At 59.3% G+C, this 17,074-nt stretch carries 13 protein-coding genes; 3 read left to right on the plus strand and 10 right to left on the minus strand.

From position 1 onward, the window contains the following. The first annotated feature begins 24 nt into the window (after window positions 1-24). Complete coding sequence (locus tag BLLJ_RS08325; RefSeq protein ID WP_007053837.1) at window positions 25-657, plus strand: DUF4125 family protein; 633 nt, start codon at window positions 25-27, stop codon at window positions 655-657. A 149-nt stretch (window positions 658-806) separates the two neighbouring features. Here BLLJ_RS08325 and BLLJ_RS08330 read toward each other — a convergent pair whose 3' ends face one another. The 3 genes from BLLJ_RS08330 to BLLJ_RS11625 form a co-directional block, all read right to left on the minus strand. Further along, entirely contained in the window at window positions 807-2,408 is a 1,602-nt protein-coding gene (locus BLLJ_RS08330) for an alpha/beta hydrolase family protein (protein ID WP_007053836.1), read from the minus strand. A gap of 103 nt (window positions 2,409-2,511) precedes the next feature. After that, a complete protein-coding gene (locus tag BLLJ_RS08335; protein ID WP_013582916.1) occupies window positions 2,512-3,219 on the minus strand; it encodes a hypothetical protein in 708 nt (235 codons plus the stop codon). 29 nt (window positions 3,220-3,248) lie between these two features. Beyond that, the gene (locus BLLJ_RS11625; RefSeq protein WP_156628927.1) at window positions 3,249-4,970 is read right to left on the minus strand and encodes a PspC domain-containing protein; all 1,722 of its coding nucleotides are present in this window, start codon (window positions 4,968-4,970) and stop codon (window positions 3,249-3,251) included. A gap of 113 nt (window positions 4,971-5,083) precedes the next feature. Between BLLJ_RS11625 and BLLJ_RS08345 the strand changes: the two genes are divergently transcribed. Both BLLJ_RS08345 and BLLJ_RS08350 read left to right on the plus strand, forming a co-directional pair. Continuing rightward, entirely contained in the window at window positions 5,084-6,367 is a 1,284-nt protein-coding gene (locus tag BLLJ_RS08345) for an ATP-binding protein (protein ID WP_007052338.1), read from the plus strand. Then, window positions 6,364-7,059 carry a LuxR C-terminal-related transcriptional regulator gene (locus BLLJ_RS08350; protein WP_007055360.1) on the plus strand — a complete coding sequence of 232 codons (696 nt, stop codon included), beginning with the start codon at window positions 6,364-6,366 and terminating at the stop codon, window positions 7,057-7,059. Before BLLJ_RS08345 ends, BLLJ_RS08350 begins: the two co-directional genes overlap by 4 nt. A 47-nt stretch (window positions 7,060-7,106) precedes the next feature. Here BLLJ_RS08350 and galE read toward each other — a convergent pair whose 3' ends face one another. The 7 genes from galE to BLLJ_RS08385 form a co-directional block, all read right to left on the minus strand. Next, window positions 7,107-8,129 (minus strand): UDP-glucose 4-epimerase GalE, encoded by a 1,023-nt coding sequence (galE, locus tag BLLJ_RS08355; RefSeq protein ID WP_007052336.1) that lies wholly within the window; start codon window positions 8,127-8,129, stop codon window positions 7,107-7,109. Between the two features lie 69 nt (window positions 8,130-8,198). Next, window positions 8,199-9,746, minus strand: coding sequence for a UDP-glucose--hexose-1-phosphate uridylyltransferase (locus tag BLLJ_RS08360; protein ID WP_007052335.1), 1,548 nt, complete (start codon window positions 9,744-9,746; stop codon window positions 8,199-8,201). Between the two features lie 46 nt (window positions 9,747-9,792). Continuing rightward, on the minus strand, window positions 9,793-10,872 hold the full coding sequence (gene nahK / locus BLLJ_RS08365) for an N-acetylhexosamine 1-kinase (RefSeq protein ID WP_013582917.1): 1,080 nt from the start codon (window positions 10,870-10,872) through the stop codon (window positions 9,793-9,795). 27 nt (window positions 10,873-10,899) lie between these two features. Then, complete coding sequence (gene gnpA, locus BLLJ_RS08370) at window positions 10,900-13,155, minus strand: 1,3-beta-galactosyl-N-acetylhexosamine phosphorylase (protein ID WP_007056738.1); 2,256 nt, start codon at window positions 13,153-13,155, stop codon at window positions 10,900-10,902. 457 nt (window positions 13,156-13,612) lie between these two features. Beyond that, complete coding sequence (locus tag BLLJ_RS08375) at window positions 13,613-14,572, minus strand: carbohydrate ABC transporter permease (protein ID WP_007053829.1); 960 nt, start codon at window positions 14,570-14,572, stop codon at window positions 13,613-13,615. Next, complete coding sequence (locus BLLJ_RS08380) at window positions 14,569-15,540, minus strand: carbohydrate ABC transporter permease (protein WP_007053828.1); 972 nt, start codon at window positions 15,538-15,540, stop codon at window positions 14,569-14,571. The genes BLLJ_RS08375 and BLLJ_RS08380 overlap by 4 nt, the downstream gene beginning before the upstream one ends. 192 nt (window positions 15,541-15,732) lie before the next feature. Next, window positions 15,733-17,049, minus strand: coding sequence for an ABC transporter substrate-binding protein (locus BLLJ_RS08385; protein ID WP_007055350.1), 1,317 nt, complete (start codon window positions 17,047-17,049; stop codon window positions 15,733-15,735). Window positions 17,050-17,074 lie beyond the last annotated feature (25 nt).

Genomic DNA, 17,074 nt, shown 5'->3' on the forward strand with positions numbered 1-17,074 from the left:
GAGGTATCAGTGAAAGGAACGTCGATGACCAACGAACTGACTGATGATGAACTGCGCGAGGCTATTGTGCGTCATGAATGGGATCAGTTCCAGCGCACCAACAATGAGGGTGGACGCGCGGCATGCCAAGGCAACTGGCCGGTGTTCCACCAGATGCGGTTGGCCCAGTTCCTCACATGGGAGCGGCCATTACTCACCAGCTATGCCGCTGATCTTGACGCGGCCGACCACGTGGGCCGCAACCTCGTGACCGAAAAATACGGCCGCATGATGGCCTCCACCGCACCGGAAAATTTCACGAAGAACATAGAGCCGTATATTCCGCGTCTCTCTGAAGAGCGCGCGGCCCGTCAGGAACAGGTCATCGCCCAGCAGGTCGCCTGGGCCAAGGATTTCCGCGAGCGCTACCCCAAGCTCGGCGAGGCGATGCGCGCACTCACCACCACCGAAGACACACCATCTGCCACCTCATTCGAAACCTATCTGCGCGGCGAGCTTGGTACGTATTCCGACCAGACCTTCGAACGTTACGAAGCGATGATTGGCGAGCGCGCCGCAGCCAGCCCGCAACGCAATATCACTGAGGAAACCTTGTTGCACACAGTCCAGCTCGGCGGTTTCGACACCTTAGAGGAGGCCGAAGCCTCCCAAGCGTAATACTCAGCCATTCACTGTGTATCGGACACCCCGACTGATGTACGTCGGCCGGCCATACCCAGGCCAACGCAATCTGCCGATCGCCCCACACCCAGACCACCAACGCAGCCTGCCCGCCAGGCCCCATTTACCAGCGCACATCGGCAGAATTACAGCGAGAATAGGCCCCAAAATGCCAGTGTCATCAGTGTGGCGAGAGTGCCGAGCGCTACCATCACGCATATGACGCGCCGCACACCGACGATATCGGCGCGGCAATACCAGACACGTTCCATTTCCCAAGCAAACAGCACCACCAACAGCATGGTCGCTATTCGCAGCACCACCCATCCGACGGCAAACAGCCGCGGTTGAGGCATAACCAATACAGCCGATACGCCTACGGCGCTCATATAGCCGTACAACAGCCCAGTAATCACCATCACCGCTGTGCCGATACCGGCAGATAAGCCGGCAATGCCGTGCAACATGCGCCGCTGGGCGGCCCCCAGCTCACTCGGCGTCGCATGCACGGCCCGCACAGTCGCCACACTACGTCGCCCGGCCAGCAACGTCTGTAGCCAAGAAAACACAGTCAAGCCAATACCTAATATCGCCGCCATCACGATCAGCACGGGCCCTGCCACCATCAGACCGGCCAGCACGCCAAGCGAGCCGACGATACCGGATCTGGTACGTTGCGACGCGGCGAAGCGCTGGTGAGGTGTTGCACCGGCGACTTGAGGCGTTGCCCATCCATCGGCTTTGGTTCCGGCAGTCACACCGTTCACCCAATTTTCCAGCGCTTGCGTATAGCCTTCGGCCAATGGCAGGTTCGGGGTGAATAAGCCCTCACCAGCCCGCATCTGATGGTTGCCGGCAAAATAGCGTACGGTGACGTTCTCGTTGCCGGACTTGTTGGCCGTAGCGATGATCCGCTGCGCCCCCTGTTCGATGGGCATGGCCGTATCGTAGGTGCCGTAGTTCACCAGCACCGGCATGGTGAGGGATTTCAGATACCGGTCGGCATCAAAGTCGGCATAGGCTAGATCAAATGGCGCGTAGTCCAGCGACATCAATTTGGCCATGTCTTTGACCACGGGCTTGGGCGCGCCGGCCTCATGCGTATAGGCGCTGACAGCCATGGCCATTTGCTCACGTCCATTGAACACCGGTGCGGATGTAAGTACGGCAAAGGCAATGTCTTGCCGTTTCGAGGTTAGAATCGTGGCGATCCAGGTGCCTTCGGATTCGGCGTAGATGCCGGTTTTGGCGGGGTCCACGCCGATTCTGCCACGCAACACGTCGAGCGAACGCCCGTATTCGCGAGCAAAACGCGGGTAGTCGCGATGCAGCACGGTGTAGTTGTCGTTGCGCTTGGCCGGCACCAAGGTCACGATACCGGCAGAGGCCATGGCGTTGGCGATATCGCCGAAATCCTCGGCACCACTGGTACCGGACCCGTGAATGAACAGACAAGCCGGGCGTGGCCCGGGAGCGCCGACCGGTTCACGTAGTACGGCGGGTAGCGTGACGCCGTCGCCGGTCTTGATGGATAGTCGGGTTTCACGCGTACGATATCGCCCCTCGTGGGGAATGTTCGCATGGGCAGGGGTGATGGTGGTGTCGGCAGAAGCGATAACGATGTGCTTGGTGTAGGGCCGTGTGTTCCATTGCGGCATCATCGCCCAGCCAAGTGTGGCGAATACCAGCGTCATCGCCATCGCGGTGACGATGACGCTCGCTACCCGCCGCACCGAAATCCGCTTCATAGTTACTATGCCTCCCCCCATCAGCATAGAACGGTCGGCTCTTATCGGTCGGCTCCCGTCATAATGTGCTTCTACTGGGACCGTAATGCAATGGTTTGTAACGCTATTTTCTCTTCTTGACGGCACCGACTATGGCCCATACAACGGCCACTATTACCAGAATCAGTCCCACTACGGCGCAAATAACAGCCGTCAGCAATTGCGGATTCGGCGAGAACAACGAAATCATCCGATCCGGAGATATGTACCCGAAAACCAGCGCGATCACGCCGATAATCACGCCTAATAGTCCGAATACCACAGTAGGCGCGCTGGTGCTCTGTTTCTGGATGTTCTTGGCACTCTTGACATCCTTAGCATTCTGGACGTTCTTGGCGCTCTGGACGTTCTTGGCGCTTCCCCCAGGCTGGCATGGTTTGCCGGCGGTCTGAGACTGCCCATAGGGAGGTCGTGCTGAAGATGCTGCGTACATCGGCACATCATCGGCAGATGGAATCGGCCCACCATCTCCCTCCACGGCATCGGCAACTGTTTCCAGGGCAATCCGATCTGTGGTTGGTTCGATGGGCGATGGAGAGGCAGCTGTTGCCTGCGTATCCACATCCGAGACCGACGCATCCGCATGATTGTCGGGGACGGGCAGCACAGCCGTTTCGTCATCATCCGCTGCGGATGGCAGCACCGTGGTATCGGTTCGGTCATCGACGGTCACCATGGTTGTGGTCGCGGTGGTCGCGTCGGTTTCGGAAGGTATGGCCGTGGTCGGTGTCGCATCCTCAATGGAGGCGAATTCCTTGGTTTCATCAGTCATGATTCCATCTCCTAGTTGCAACGGCTTGATCATTCCGATTGTTCGGTTGTGTTCTTGCTTGTACTGTTGCCGTCGTATATATCGGCAAGCGGCTGGAACGTAGAGCCTTCCCAATCGGAGGCGTACACCACGTTGACACGTGCTTCCACCACATAGGGAATATTGATTTTTAATTCTGGGCCGTTGTCCGGCATGGCGGATTCCTTATACAACCATTCGTGATCAGGCCCATTGGTGGCACTTTCAGCTTCGAAGAAAACAAAGCTTGGACCCATGTAGTTGTTGTATACCATCTCGTATTTGCCGCCAACGTCACTCGAAGTGGAGTAGTAGGAGTCGGCGGTGCCGAAGGCGTAAGTGCAGGAATCCGGCAGAACGATATGCACTTGCGCCTGTGTTGCGGCTATGGTGATGGTACCGACCGGGCAATTACTGATGGAAGTTTTGCCATCCAGCATCTTCACCGTGTGCGGTCCATGTGTCTTGTCCCAATCGGACCAATCAATGATTGCCTGATCGGTGTTGTAGTTTTCACCGCTGAACGCCACACCTTGCTGCAATGTTTCAAACGTGGCATCGCTGGCATCGGCAACGAAGATGCCATCCTTTTGCACATCGTTCATGCCGTCGCTGTTTCTCGCACTGACAGATTGGCTCAGTGAAACAACAGTATTGATGCCGCTGGCACCAAGATCACGGTAGTACACGCCATACGTGCCTGAAACGATGGTCATGCAGAGCGCGCATCCACCGGCAACCAGTCCGAGAGGAATCAGACCACCGGTACGCCGTCCTCTGAATCCGAGAATGATGACCACCAGCCCCATCACTATGCATACTGCGGCAATCCAGATGGTGCCCAGACGCATAATGCCGATAATGCCCATGTCGTTTACCCAAATCAGTCCCATCAGACCGGCAAAGGAGAGGAAGGTAAGGCCCAGTATGCTCAAGACCACGATTGGGCCCGCCGGCTTGCGGCGCTTGGACTCGGTGGGGGCATAGGCCGTCGCATTCATACGGTCGGGGGCAAACGGCCCGTTGGGTACTGTGCCGGGCATCGCGCCGGGCACAGTACCCGGCATCACGCTGGGCATCGACTGATAGACAGGCTGTGAAACAGGCTGTGAAACACTAGGCGCGGTTTGTGAAACAGGCTGTGAAACAGGTTGTGGAAAAGGTTGCGGAGCTGAATACAAAGGAGATTGAGGTACTGGTTGCGCGGCTGGATATGAGACAGGCTGTGGAGCTGGATATGACACAGGCTGTGAAACCGGTCGCGGCGCAGATGCCCCGAATCCGTACCCTTCCTGCTGGCGAATGCCGCTTTTGGCCAACAGCCATAGCGCTAAGGCGGCGAGCGCAATACAACCCCACCCCGCACCTGGAATCACGATTGCCACGGCGAGGAACAGGAAGCATCCCAGACAATTCCAGTCCCATTGGCCGGCAATGAGGTCCTCGGCCAAGATGTGCCCATCGCGTACATCCGGCATCAGAAACCAGCCGAGTGCGTACAGAGCTGCGCCAAAACCGAAGAACAATGTACATACAATCACCAACGCACGTACTAATGTGGGGCTCCAGCCAAGCCGTAAAGCGATGCCGCTGCATACGCCGCCGATCCACCGGTCGTCGCCGCGAACCAGTCCACTGGATCGCACCCAAGTGAAGAAGCGTCGCGATGTCTTGTTTTTTTGCGGACCAGGCTGCGGCTGTGGCTGATATGGATTCGCGTTTGGATTGCTCATGATTCCATTACACCGCCCGACCACTGCCACAACGCTCGGGGAACACCCTGATTGTTCCCTGAACACCGGGTAAAACCCCGGCCGCAACGCCCTGAGCGCGGCACAATAGGAGTATGACGTCATCTCCCGAACCATTGCTGCCCGCGCGCATGCCGTTGATGCGCCCCCGGCAGGGCCGTTGGCTCACCGGCGTGTGCAAGGGCATCGCCCTGCACTTGGGCATCGGCGTGGCATGGGTTCGGATTGCGTTCATCGCACTGACCGTCCTCTACGGCGCAGGCATCATCGCTTATGTATTCCTGTGGGTGTTCATGCCTGCCGGAGACCCGGTGGCGGCTGCGGCTCGCACAGTGCCCGTTAATCAGGCGCCGCTTGCGCGAGGCAATCAGCCACTTGCCGCTCATGACGACGAATCGGCTGCCGCACCGGAATCATTGTCCGAGGCCATCCAACGTGCTCCGAAACCGGCCGTCGTGGCATTGGCCGGTTTCGCGTTGATGGCCACTGGACTGTTGCTCACCAGCACCGGTGCGGATGTCCAGATTGTGTTTCCGCTGCTGGTAGGGTTGGGCGGCATCGCACTGGCATGGATGAATCTTAGTCCGCGAGGCACGCAGCTGTTGTCTATGTTGGGCGGCATCGCACTGATTTTCATGGGATGGGCATTGTATGTGCATAATGTCAGCATTCCTGGGTGGGGCACCTCTCCTCGACGCATTGTTGCCAGCGGATTCGTGATGATCGTCGGTATCGTGGTGGCGGTGATGCCGTGGGCGAACGCGATGCTGCAACGACTCACCCACGAGCAGGCATTGAAGGAGCGCGAAGAGGAGCGCGCGGACATGACCGCCCATCTGCATGATGGCGTGCTGCAAACGTTGGCGCTGATTCAGCTGAACTCCGAGGAACCGACCACCGTATTCGCCCTGGCGCGTAGCCAAGAGCGCGAGCTGCGCGAATGGCTGTATCAGGAACGTTCCACATCGGATCGTTCGGTGGGAGCCGGATTGAAGCAGATCGCCGCCGAGGTGGAGGACGAGCACGGCAAGCCGATTGAGGTGGTCACCGTGGGCGACGCGCGGCCGAGCGCCCAGACCGATGCGCTGCTGGACGCCACCCGTCAGGCGTTGGTCAATGCGGTCACGCATGGCGGCGAGCCGGTGTCTTTGTATTGCGAGGCCAGCGACACGATGGTTGAAGTGTTCGTGCGCGACCATGGCGAAGGCTTCGATATGGACGCCATTCCGCCCGACCGGCTGGGCATCCGCGAATCGATTATCGGCCGCATCAAACGGCGCGGCGGTACAGTGGAGATAGTGTCCAGGGCCGGCTGGGGCACCGAGGTCAGAATGCATATGCCGATCGCGCTGAAAGCGGCGCAGGGAGAACATCGATGAGCGAGAACGAGACAGCCAAGATTCGTGTGGCCATGGTCGATGACCATGAGATGTTCCGTGCGGGCGTAATCGCCACGTTGCGCGATTCCTTCGATATCGTCGGCCAAGCGGCGGACGTGCCCGGTTCGGTGGCGATGATCGCACAGACCAAGCCGCAGGTGGTGTTGCTGGATGTGCATGTGCCCGGCGGCGAGGGTGGCGGCGGTGCCGAGATCCTCGCCAAATCGCGGCCCTACTCCCCCACTACCGTGTTTCTGGCATTGTCGGTTTCGGATGCGCCGCAGGATGTGGGGTCGGTGATTCGCGCCGGCGCCCAGGGCTATGTAACCAAGACGATTACCGGCGCTGATTTGATTTCATCCATCAAGCAGGTGCATGAGGGCTATGCCGTGTTCTCGCCAAAACTGGCCGGTTTTGTACTTTCGACCTTCCAGGGTGTGCCGGCGGCGGGGTCTGATGGCGGCGCTGATGGTGCGGCACGGGCTCATGATGAGGAGCTGGACCGGCTGTCCGCCCGCGAGCAGGAGGTCATGCGGCTGATCGCGCGTGGTTACACGTATAAAGAGGTGGCGGCCGAACTGTTCATTTCGATCAAGACGGTCGAAACGCACGTGAGCTCGGTGTTGCGAAAGCTTCAGCTTTCGAATCGCACCGAGCTCACCCGCTGGGCCGCCGATAGGCGCATTGTGTGATAAACGACAGATGAGCTCCCTCATCAGAGGGAGCTCATCTGCTCATATCACTCCGCGTCGCGGAAACCGTTGGGGTTCTTGGTCTGCCAGTTGAGGGAGGAGGCGGCCATGTCGTCGATGGTCAGCTCGGCCTTCCAGCCAAGCTCCTTCTCCGCCTTGGAAGCGTCGGCGTAGCAGGCGGCGATGTCACCGGGGCGACGCGGCTTGATCGCGTACGGAATCGGATGACCGGCGGCCTTCTCGTAAGCCTTGATAACCTCAAGCACGGAGTAGCCGTGGCCAGTACCCAGGTTGTAGACGAACACGCCTTCCTTGTCGATGTGGTCAATGACGGCCACGTGGCCCTTGGCCAGGTCGACCACGTGGATGTAGTCACGCACACCAGTGCCGTCGGGCGTGTCGTAGTCGTCGCCGTAGACCTGGACTTCCTTGAGCTCGCCGACCGCGACCTTGGCCACGTACGGGGTGAGGTTCGCCGGAATACCCTTCGGGTCTTCGCCCAGCAGGCCGGACTCGTGCGCGCCGACCGGGTTGAAGTAGCGCAGCAGCACGATGGTCCAGGACGGATCGGCCACATGCACGTCGCGCAGAATCTGCTCCTGGAACAGCTTGGAGGTGCCGTACGGGTTGGTGGTGCCGCCGGTCGGCGTCTCCTCGGTGATCGGCAGTTCCTTCGGCGTGCCGTACACGGTGGCGGAGGATGAGAAGATGATCTTCTTGACGTTGTGCTTCTTCATCACCTTGAGCAGCACAAGCGTGGAGTACAGGTTGTTGTCGTAGTATTCGATCGGCTTGGCCACGGACTCGCCCACGGCCTTGAGACCGGCGAAGTGGATGACCCAGTCGATGTTGTTTTCAGCGAAGACGCGTTCCATGAGCGCCTCATCGCGCACGTCGCCGTCATAACGCTTGACCGGCTTGCCGGTGATTTGCTCGACGCGCTCAAGCGCCACGGGCGACGAGTTGCCGTAGTTATCTACGGAAATAACGTCGTAGCCCTTGTTGAGCAGTTCGATGTCGGTGTGAGTGGCGATGAATCCAGCACCGCCCGTAACCAGAACAGTAGTCATATTCCCTCCTTTGGAAGGACTTGCCTTCGGTTTTTCCTTCAGTATTGAGCTTACTTCACTTGACCTGTTTCACCTAGCGGCAAAACCAAGGCTTTCGAGGAATGTTTGCGTGGTGGCTTTCTGCTTGAAGACGGCCGTGTTGCCGAGGATGCGGTAGCAGACGCTGCCGAGCTCGTCGTGTACGGCTTGGCGGATGGCCTCGCGGTCGTGGTTTCCGGCCAACGTTTCAGCGAGTTCGCCCCATTCGAGACTGAATTCGCTGACTTCATCGGGCAAATCGCGGCCTTCGGCGAGCGCCTCTTCGACAATGCCGAGCTGGTCGACGAGCCGTCCGGGCAGAATGAACAAGCCTTGGGCCTCGATCAGTCCGATCGGCTCCTGCTTGACCGGCCAGTATTCGGGGTGTGCATGGAAAATACCTTCCGGGTACTCGTCGCTGATCGCATTGTTGCGGAAGATGAGACTCATCTCATAGCCGCGTTCGGTGATGATCGCGCTGGGCGAGAGGGCGGATTGGCGGTTGCCATCCGCGTCATGGCTGGCGATGCCGTTCGCCGCGTCGTCATAACCGACCCATGCCTCGCGGATGATGTCGGATACGTCGATGATGCTCTGGCGACTCTTCGACACCACGCGCACGGCGGTGCCGGGCCAGTCAAGGATTTCAACCACGGCGTCCGGATAGTCGGCAAGTGTGAAGGCGGCCCAAGTGGCGGCCTTGTGCATCGGCAGCAGTTCGCCGCCGCCCTGGTAATGGTCATGGGCGAGCACCGAGCCGCCGATGCGAGGCAGCGCGGCGTTGCATCCGAGGAAGTATCCGGGGAAACGGTCCACGAAGTCGAGCAGATGGCCGAAGGTGTCGCGGTCCACATGCATCGGCGTGTGGTCGGTGTTCACGCAGATGCCGTGCTGGTCGAAGTAGCCGTAGGGCGAGAACTGCCAGAACCATGACTCGCCGCCGAGCGTGACCGGCAAGGTGCGCAGCGTGCGCTTGTCACGTCCGGCGAAGCCCTCGTTCTCATGGCAGATCGTGCACTTCGGGTAGCCGCCGGCCACGGCGTTGCCGGCCGCCGCCTTCTTCATGTTCTTGAATTCGGGTTTGGCGAGGTTGATGGTCACCGTCAGCCCGTGCGAGTCGAAGCGCGGGTTCCGGTCGAGCTGGGCACGCTTGACATAATTGTTGGCCACACAGTAGTCGTAGAACCATTGCATGGCGGCCATGCCGCCATCCCGGTGCTCGACGAGCAGGAATCGGTCGTCGAGATCAGCGGGGTTGGCGGAGAGGATGCCCATGATGGTGTCGGCGTAGGCCGGGCCTTCCTCCGGCTTGAAAAGGCCGGCGGTTGTGGCGGCGGCGCGGAAGGCGGCGAGCAGGGGGTCGGGGGTCTTTTCGCCATAGGGGGCCTGGCTTCGGCTGCCAACAATGTCTTGGACTACGTCTGACACTGACGCCGCCGACGTTGTGGTTTTGGGTCCGGGGTAGGAATCTAGGCGGAAGAGGGCGAAGATTTGGTTGCGGGTCCAGTCTGCGTTGCGTGGGTCAAGGTCAAGATGGGCCAAGGCATAATCGATCAGGGCGTCGATGCTGGCGTATACCTCGGTCAGCTGATCGTTCATTGCTCTGCCTCCATCATGCTGGTTCGGGTATGGTTCGGCTGACGGCTCACCTGGCAGCCTCCATGATGTCGGCTACGATGGCGCGGGTTTCGCTGGCCTTCTGCTCCATCTCCTGCACGAGTTTGATCTGGGTGCGGGTGCGCACCAGATTATGCTCGGGGTACTTGGTGGCAAAGTAGATATCGCCTTCCAAGTAGTCGGCGAGAAAGCGCATGCCGCATTCCATGGTGAGCAGGTTGCCGCTGAACGGCAGCAGTTCGGCCTCGCGCGCGGTGATGCTGCCGCGTAGTTCGCCCACGAAGCCTTCCGTGTAGGCGCGGAACAGCTCGGTGCTGAAATGCACCTTGCTGAGGTCCTTTTCGTCTTCCAGAGCAGTGGACGCACCAAAGCGTATGGAATCGCCGAAGTCGAACAGCATGGAGCCGGGCATGATGGTGTCGAGATCGATGATCGCACGCGCCTTGCCGGTGGTGGCGTCCATGAGGATGTTGTTGAGCTTGGTGTCATTGTGGGTCACGCGCAGCGGAATCGAACCGTCCCTGAGCCCATCCATCACGACGGCATACTGGTCGGCGTGACTCAGATAGAAGTCGATTTCCGGCTGGCATGCGGCGGCGCGGCCGAGCTTGTCCGCGGCGAGGGCGGCCTTGAAGTCCTCGAAACGATGCGGGGTGTCGTGGAAGTGGGCGATGGTTTCGGTCAGCTGGCTGGCGTCGAATTCGGACAGGAAGTTCTGGAAGTCGCCGAATGCGCTGCCGGCTTCGCGGAACACGTCCGGGTTCGGCACGAGGTTGTAGGACACGGTGTGTTCGATGAACTTGTAGACGCGCCATGCGCCGCCATCGATCTCGGCCCAGGTGGCGCCTGAGGTGGTGGGCACAATGTCCAGCGTCTCTTTGCCCTGAGCCTTGAGAGTGGAGGTGACCAGTTCGACATTGCGCATCAGATTCACCGTATCGGGGAAGATGCTGGTGTTCATCTGCTGGAGGATGTAGCGGGGGCCGTCCGTGGTCACCAGATAGGTGGTGTTGATGTGGCCGTCTCCGTAAGGTTCGATACCGGTCACGGCACCTTCCAGCGCAAAATGCGAGGCGATGCCGAATAAATCTTCATTGCTTTCAGTCATGATGGGTCCGTTCTCCAAAACGTGGGATCAGGCTTCACGCCAGGCGATACCGCTGTCAGGCAGGTCGAAGTCCTCGGTGGTGCCGTCGGCCAAAGTCACCGTGGTCTTCTGCGGCTGATCGGTGTTGTTGATTACGCAATACAGCCCTTGCTCGGGGAAGTGTGCCACTTCGCATTCCGGATTGGACGAGCTCCAGGCCGCATACTTGTCTTCGTTGTGGGAAGCGTAGAACAGCACGCGTTCCAGCAGTCGGGCGTTGGCCGCCGAATAGGGCAGGCCGGAGATGTACACGCCGCGGCCCTTGCCATAATCGTTGGTCGCGAGCTGTACCTGGCCGCCGTCCGCGCGCAGCAGGGTCACGTTTTCATTGACCGGATACGTGTTGAGCACGGGTTCGCCGAAATCGATGCCGCCCAACGGCTTGATGGACTGGCCGCCGCCGCAGCCGCTCAGCGGGATGCGGTAGCCGGCCTGCTCCCAAGCCTCGCGGGCCGCCGGGTCGACCGGCACATCGGCGGTGATGAAGTGGTCCGGCACCACCGGCGGGAAATACTTGTCCACCGAAAGGGTCTGATAGCGCTCCTCGTCCACGCCAATCACGTCGGCCAGCTGGAAGAACCGGCCCGTTTGGAAGCGCGGTGCCGAGCTCGGCTCGCCCACGCCCACGAACGCGCCGCCGCCACGCACCCAGGCGCGCACGGTTTCCACGAGCTTCGGGTTGGTCCACACATCGCCGCCGGTGAATGCGGTGTCGACCGGGCCGCCGTTGATGATTACGTCGATATCGCTATCGATGCCATGCGCGAGTACGTCGTCGAAGCTGATGAACCGCACGTTCACGCGCATGCCGGACAGGGATTCCAGAATGCCGTAGTAGGAGTAGGTCTGCTTGTTGGGCAGGGCGTGTGCCACGGTGAACGCCATCCAGGAGCGCATCTTGCCCCAGGAATTCAGAATCGCCACGTTGAGCTCACCTTCGGCGGCCACCCCACCGGTGCGGTCGTGGATGTCGCGGAATTCGTTGGCGATATGGGTCACCGTGTCCACGAACTTCGGGAACTTGGCGGCCAGGGAGAGATAGCCGCCGTAGCCCATGCGGCTGATCGGCGAGCGCAGGATCGCGCGGCGGGCCTTGCGCCAGTTGTCGAGGCCTTCGATGCTCGGATCGTTGCCCTCGTAGAACGTGTCGGGGAAGAAGTACGGCAGGAAGCGGCCTTCGGTGTACTTGACGCCCGGAATATCGGCGATCATGCGGGTGGTGGTGCCGTCGCCGATGGAACCGACCACGGCGTCCAGGCCGAGTTCGTCGAATCCGTCCTTGTACGGTTCGGTGCCGATCCACTGGTCGCCGAGGAACATCATCGCCTCTTTGCCGGCGGCGTGGGACATGTCGGCGAGCTGCTTGACGTTTTCGCGCACGAAGCCGGAGAGGAAGTCGATCCAGTCGCGCTGGGCTTTTCTGGGCACGCGCCATGCGGAGTTGTAGGCACCGCCGTCCACGAAGTCCTCCGGGCGCAGGCGGTAGCCATACTTGGCTTCGAAATCATCCAGCGCACGCGGGCTTACGGTGCAGGCGCAACCAAACCAGTCGACGACCTTTTCGCGGCGCTTTTCATCGAACAGGAGCGTGAACTGGTAGAAGAACGTGGTGAATCGCACCACATCGGTCTGCGGGCTGTCCTTAAGCCACTGCTCGAACGTGTCGAACACGAACTTGCGGGTGGCCGGATGGTAGATGTCGAACGGGATCTCGTGTTCCTTGTCGCCCCAGTCGTTGGTCAGATGGTTGTACATCTCGACCGGGTCCCAGATGATGTAGGCCAGGAAACTCACCGTGTACTCATGCCATGCGGCAACGCCGCTCACATGCACGGTGTCCTCGTCCGCGTCAAGCGTCCAGTTCGCCGAATCAACGACCTCGCCGGTGGTGCGGTCTACAACCTCCCAATACTTGTGAGGGTCGGCATCACGATTCGGCTTCAGCTGCTCAGCGAAGAAGCTTTCCATCAGCGGAATATCAACCGTATCCGATTCGGCGAGAATGCGATCGGTCAGCAGATACACCTGTGGCGTCTCATCCATATGCAGCGTAATCCACTCGTTATGCGCGCGAGTCGGGAAATACGCATTGTAAATCTTCTTGCCCAAGGCAAGCACAGCCTCATCCAGATGCGTGCCATCGGAGTTACGAATGGCGTCTGCTCCCCACAGTTCGGCAAGCTCCTTGGTCTTCTCCGCAAAATTCTCCTCGCTAGGCAAGGTGAAGCGGCCGGTGCTAGTCATAGTCTCTCCTTTGAGGACATTGATTATTTTTTTGGATAATTAAATTGTAAACAATATATGCATATAAAACAAGAATCCGACACAACCGTCGGGCGTCCAGGATCCTGACTGTATAAATCCTTGAGAGTAGCCCCACGGCAACGCCGGAAGAGCGAATTGAACATCACCGGAGCTTCCCGGTCAGTTTCACCGACAATCTCATGACAAGAATCAGGAAGGCTCTGGATCGGTATGGTTGCGTGCTACTTATTGTTGAGAAGCCGTCCGGCGCCGGAAGGAGTAGCACGAGGCACCGGACGGCGGGAATTATTGGTCTTAGGCTGTCCGCTTAACGCGTCGCCTTCGGCCCCTGCAATTAAGGACTCGCCTACGGCGAGACTCAATGCTGCCTTCGCTCGGCTACCGCCTCGCTCGGGCCGACGCTACAGACAGCCCACCGGGCTGTCCGCTTAACGCGTCAGCCCTTGACCGCACCAGCGGCGAGGCCGGCCTGCCAGTAGCGCTGGAGACCGAGGAAGAGCACGATCACAGGCAGCACACCGAGCAGAGCACCCATCATCAGAGCGCCACGATCAGTGAAGGTAGCCAGAGAGACCATGCCGTACAGACCCAAGGTCACCGGCTTCAAGGTGTCGGAAGAGACCATCATCAACGGCAGCAGGAAGTTGTTCCAAGTGGCCACGAACAGGAACAGGAAGATCGTGACCATTGCCGGAGCCAGAATCCTCAACACAATGGTGAAGAAGATGCGAGCTTCGCTTGCACCATCGATACGCGCCGCCTCAAGCAGCTCGTTCGGCACTGAGGTCTGCGCGTATACGCGGCCCAGGAAGAAGCCGAACGGAGAGACGCAGCACGGGATGATGATGGAGAGCATCGTGTTGGTCAGGTGCATGGCATGGAAGATGGAGTACTGCGGAATGGTCAGCAGAGCGGCCGGCATCAGCATGCAGCCCATAATCACGCCAATGGCAAGGTTCTTACCCTTGAAGTTGAACTTTGCGGTAGCGTATCCCGCCATCACAGCCACGAGCGTACCCACCAGAGCGGAAACACCCGAGTAGATCAGGGAGTTCAGCACCCAGCGCCAGAACTGGCCACGGGTCCAACCAATCAGCGTGCCATAGTTCTTGGCGATGGCGGCAGGCAAATCGCTCAGACCCACGGCGAACCACAGACCGTTGCTGCCGGTCATCTGGCTCGGCGTCTTGGTCGAGGCGATGATGGCCCAGTAAATCGGGAACAGAAAGTAGATCAGCGCGAAGACCAGAACAACGATGGTGATGGTCTTGACCAGCGCGGAAGGCTGCATGGAACGAGGCAGGTCGTTGGCATGCTTGTCGCGAATCCTGTCAGCCTTCTTACGAGCGCGTGCGACCGCGCGGGATTCCTTATCAGTAGCTTCTACGGTGCTCATTCTGCGTTCACCTTCCTTTCAACGAGCGTGTAGACCACGGCGAGTACGCCAGCGATCAGTGCCATAACGATGGCCACAGCGGATGCAGGTCCGTCACCACCCGGGGTCAGCGTGCCCTGCGAGGTATTGAGGGCCATCATCATTGGCGTGTACGACTTGGAAATGCTCGGATCGGAAATCGACATCACCTGCGGCTCGTTGAACAGCTGGATGGTGCCGACGATGGAGAGCAGCATGGCAAGCAGGGCGGCTGCACGCACGTTCGGCAGCTTGATCTTCATGGCGATCTGGAAGCCACTGGCGCCATCGATGCGTGCGGCCTCGTACAGATCGTGCGGAATGGCCTGCAGTGCGGCGAGGAAGATCAGCATGTTGTAGCCGGTGAAGGTCCAGGTCGTGATGTTGGCCATAGAGCCGAGGACCACATTGTCGCCGAAGAAGTTCACCTTGATGCCGATGGCGGCAAGTCCCTTAACGATAGGGGAAATCTGGCCGTTGTAGAGGTACACCCAGATGATGGATGCGACCACGCCCGGAATGGCGTACGGCAGGAAGTAGCTCAGACGGAATGCGGTGATGTGCTTGACGATATAGGAATCGATGAGCATTGCCAGAGCAAGTGCCGCGATGATCATGACCGGCACCTGAATCACGGTGTAGAGCACTACCCTGCCCACGCCAGCCCAGAAGTTGCCGGAAGTAATAACGTATTGGAAGTTCTGAAGTCCGACGAACTTATCGACCAGTTCCCCGCCGCCGTATGCGCCACCGCCCGTGGTGACCTGGCGGAAGAAGCTGGAATAAATAGCCCAAATGATGGGAAGAATAAATACCAGAGCGAACAGGATGCCAAACGGTGCCATGAAGGCCCAGCCGGTACGATTCTCACGCTTCACAGCATCAGAAGCCTTTGGCTTATCGGCACGCCTGGCGACCCCCGTCTTCGCCGTTTTTGTTGTTGCAGTCATAGGGAAACCTGTCTTTCAAAAGAACAGTGAGAAATAGAAAGCACGTAATGCAGTTCGAATCGATGCAGTCAGATCAAACACAATTAATGATGAACCGAACTCGAGTAAAAGGAAAGGCCGGAGTGTTGAGCTCCGGCCTTTCGATGTGTGGTTGAGGATATCAGCGGCTGGAAGGAACCCTAACCGTTAATGTCACTCGGAAACAGACAGGCCGAAGTTCTTCAGCGTATCCACAGAGGTGGTCTGTGCGTCGGAGAAGATGTCTGCAACCTTGCCGGAGCCATCGGTGGCCTTGGCGGCGGTTTCGTTCATCTTGGCGGCGACTGCGGAGAAGCCAGGCATGTAGGTGAAGTCACCCATGTTGTTGTTAGCGGTCTTGAATTCCTTCATGATGTCCTGACCACCGAAGAAGGTGGACCACTCGGAAGGAGTCTCAGCGTCTTCAGTGGTAGCAGCCGGCACGAGGCCCTGGGAAACCAGATCAGGAACCTGGGTGTTGAACCAATCCAGGAACTCCATTGCTTCCTTCGGGTGCTTGGAGTTCTTCAGCACGGCCACGGCGGAACCACCGTCAGGGCCGGTCTTGCCAGCGTTGCCGAACCAGTCACCGAGCTGAGCGACCTGCCATTCGCCGGAGCCGGTGCCACCGGAGGAGGTCATGAACAGCGGGGCTTCCCAAGCGGCGGCCACAGTACCGATCAACGAGCCATCCTTGATGGATGCATCGAAGGACGGATCCCAACGCGGGTTGGTGGTGGCTGCCTTGGCGTCGAGCAGCTGCTGGTAGAAGTCAGCGGTTGCCTTGGAGCCATCGGTCTCGGTGTTGACGACCCAGGAGTCGCCCTTCACCTTGTACCAACCACCGGAGGCGCCAGCCAGACCGGAGATCATGTTGCCGGCCTCATCAGGCTGGTAGGACATGATGTACTTGCCAGCGGCGGCAGCGGTCTTGGCAGCGGCGATAAACTCATCGGCGGTCTGCGGAATCTCGGTGATGCCGAGCTTCTCGAACTCAGCCTTGTTGTAGAAGTAAACCAGCGGGCCGGTGTCCTGCGGCAGGCCGTAAGCCTTGCCGCCAACCTGAACCAGGCTGTACGGGCCGGATGCGAAGTCGTTCTTGTACTGCTCGGCATACTGGGTCACATCCTGCAGCAGACCCTTGGTGAAGACCTCAGGCAGCTCGGCGTAACCGACCTGAGCCAGATCCGGAGCCTCGCCGGACTTGACGTCGGTCTCAAGCTTCTTGATCATGTCAGAGGCCTTACCATCGAACTTGGTGGCCTTGACCTGAATATCCGGATGCTGCTTATTCCACTTGGCAACGATGTCGTTGACCAGAGTCATGCCCTCGGAATCCGGCAGACGGTGCATGTAGGTGATGTTGACCACGCCACCATCATCGGTGGTCTTCGTGTCGCCGGCAGTGTCGCTGCCGCAACCGGCCAAGCCCATTCCCATTGCTGCTACCGCGGCAAAAGCAGCCACGATGCGCTTATTGCGAGATACCATATCTCTACTCCTTCGTAGTGAAATC

This window comes from Bifidobacterium longum subsp. longum JCM 1217, assembly GCF_000196555.1.
In the GTDB taxonomy this organism is placed as follows: domain Bacteria; phylum Actinomycetota; class Actinomycetes; order Actinomycetales; family Bifidobacteriaceae; genus Bifidobacterium; species Bifidobacterium longum.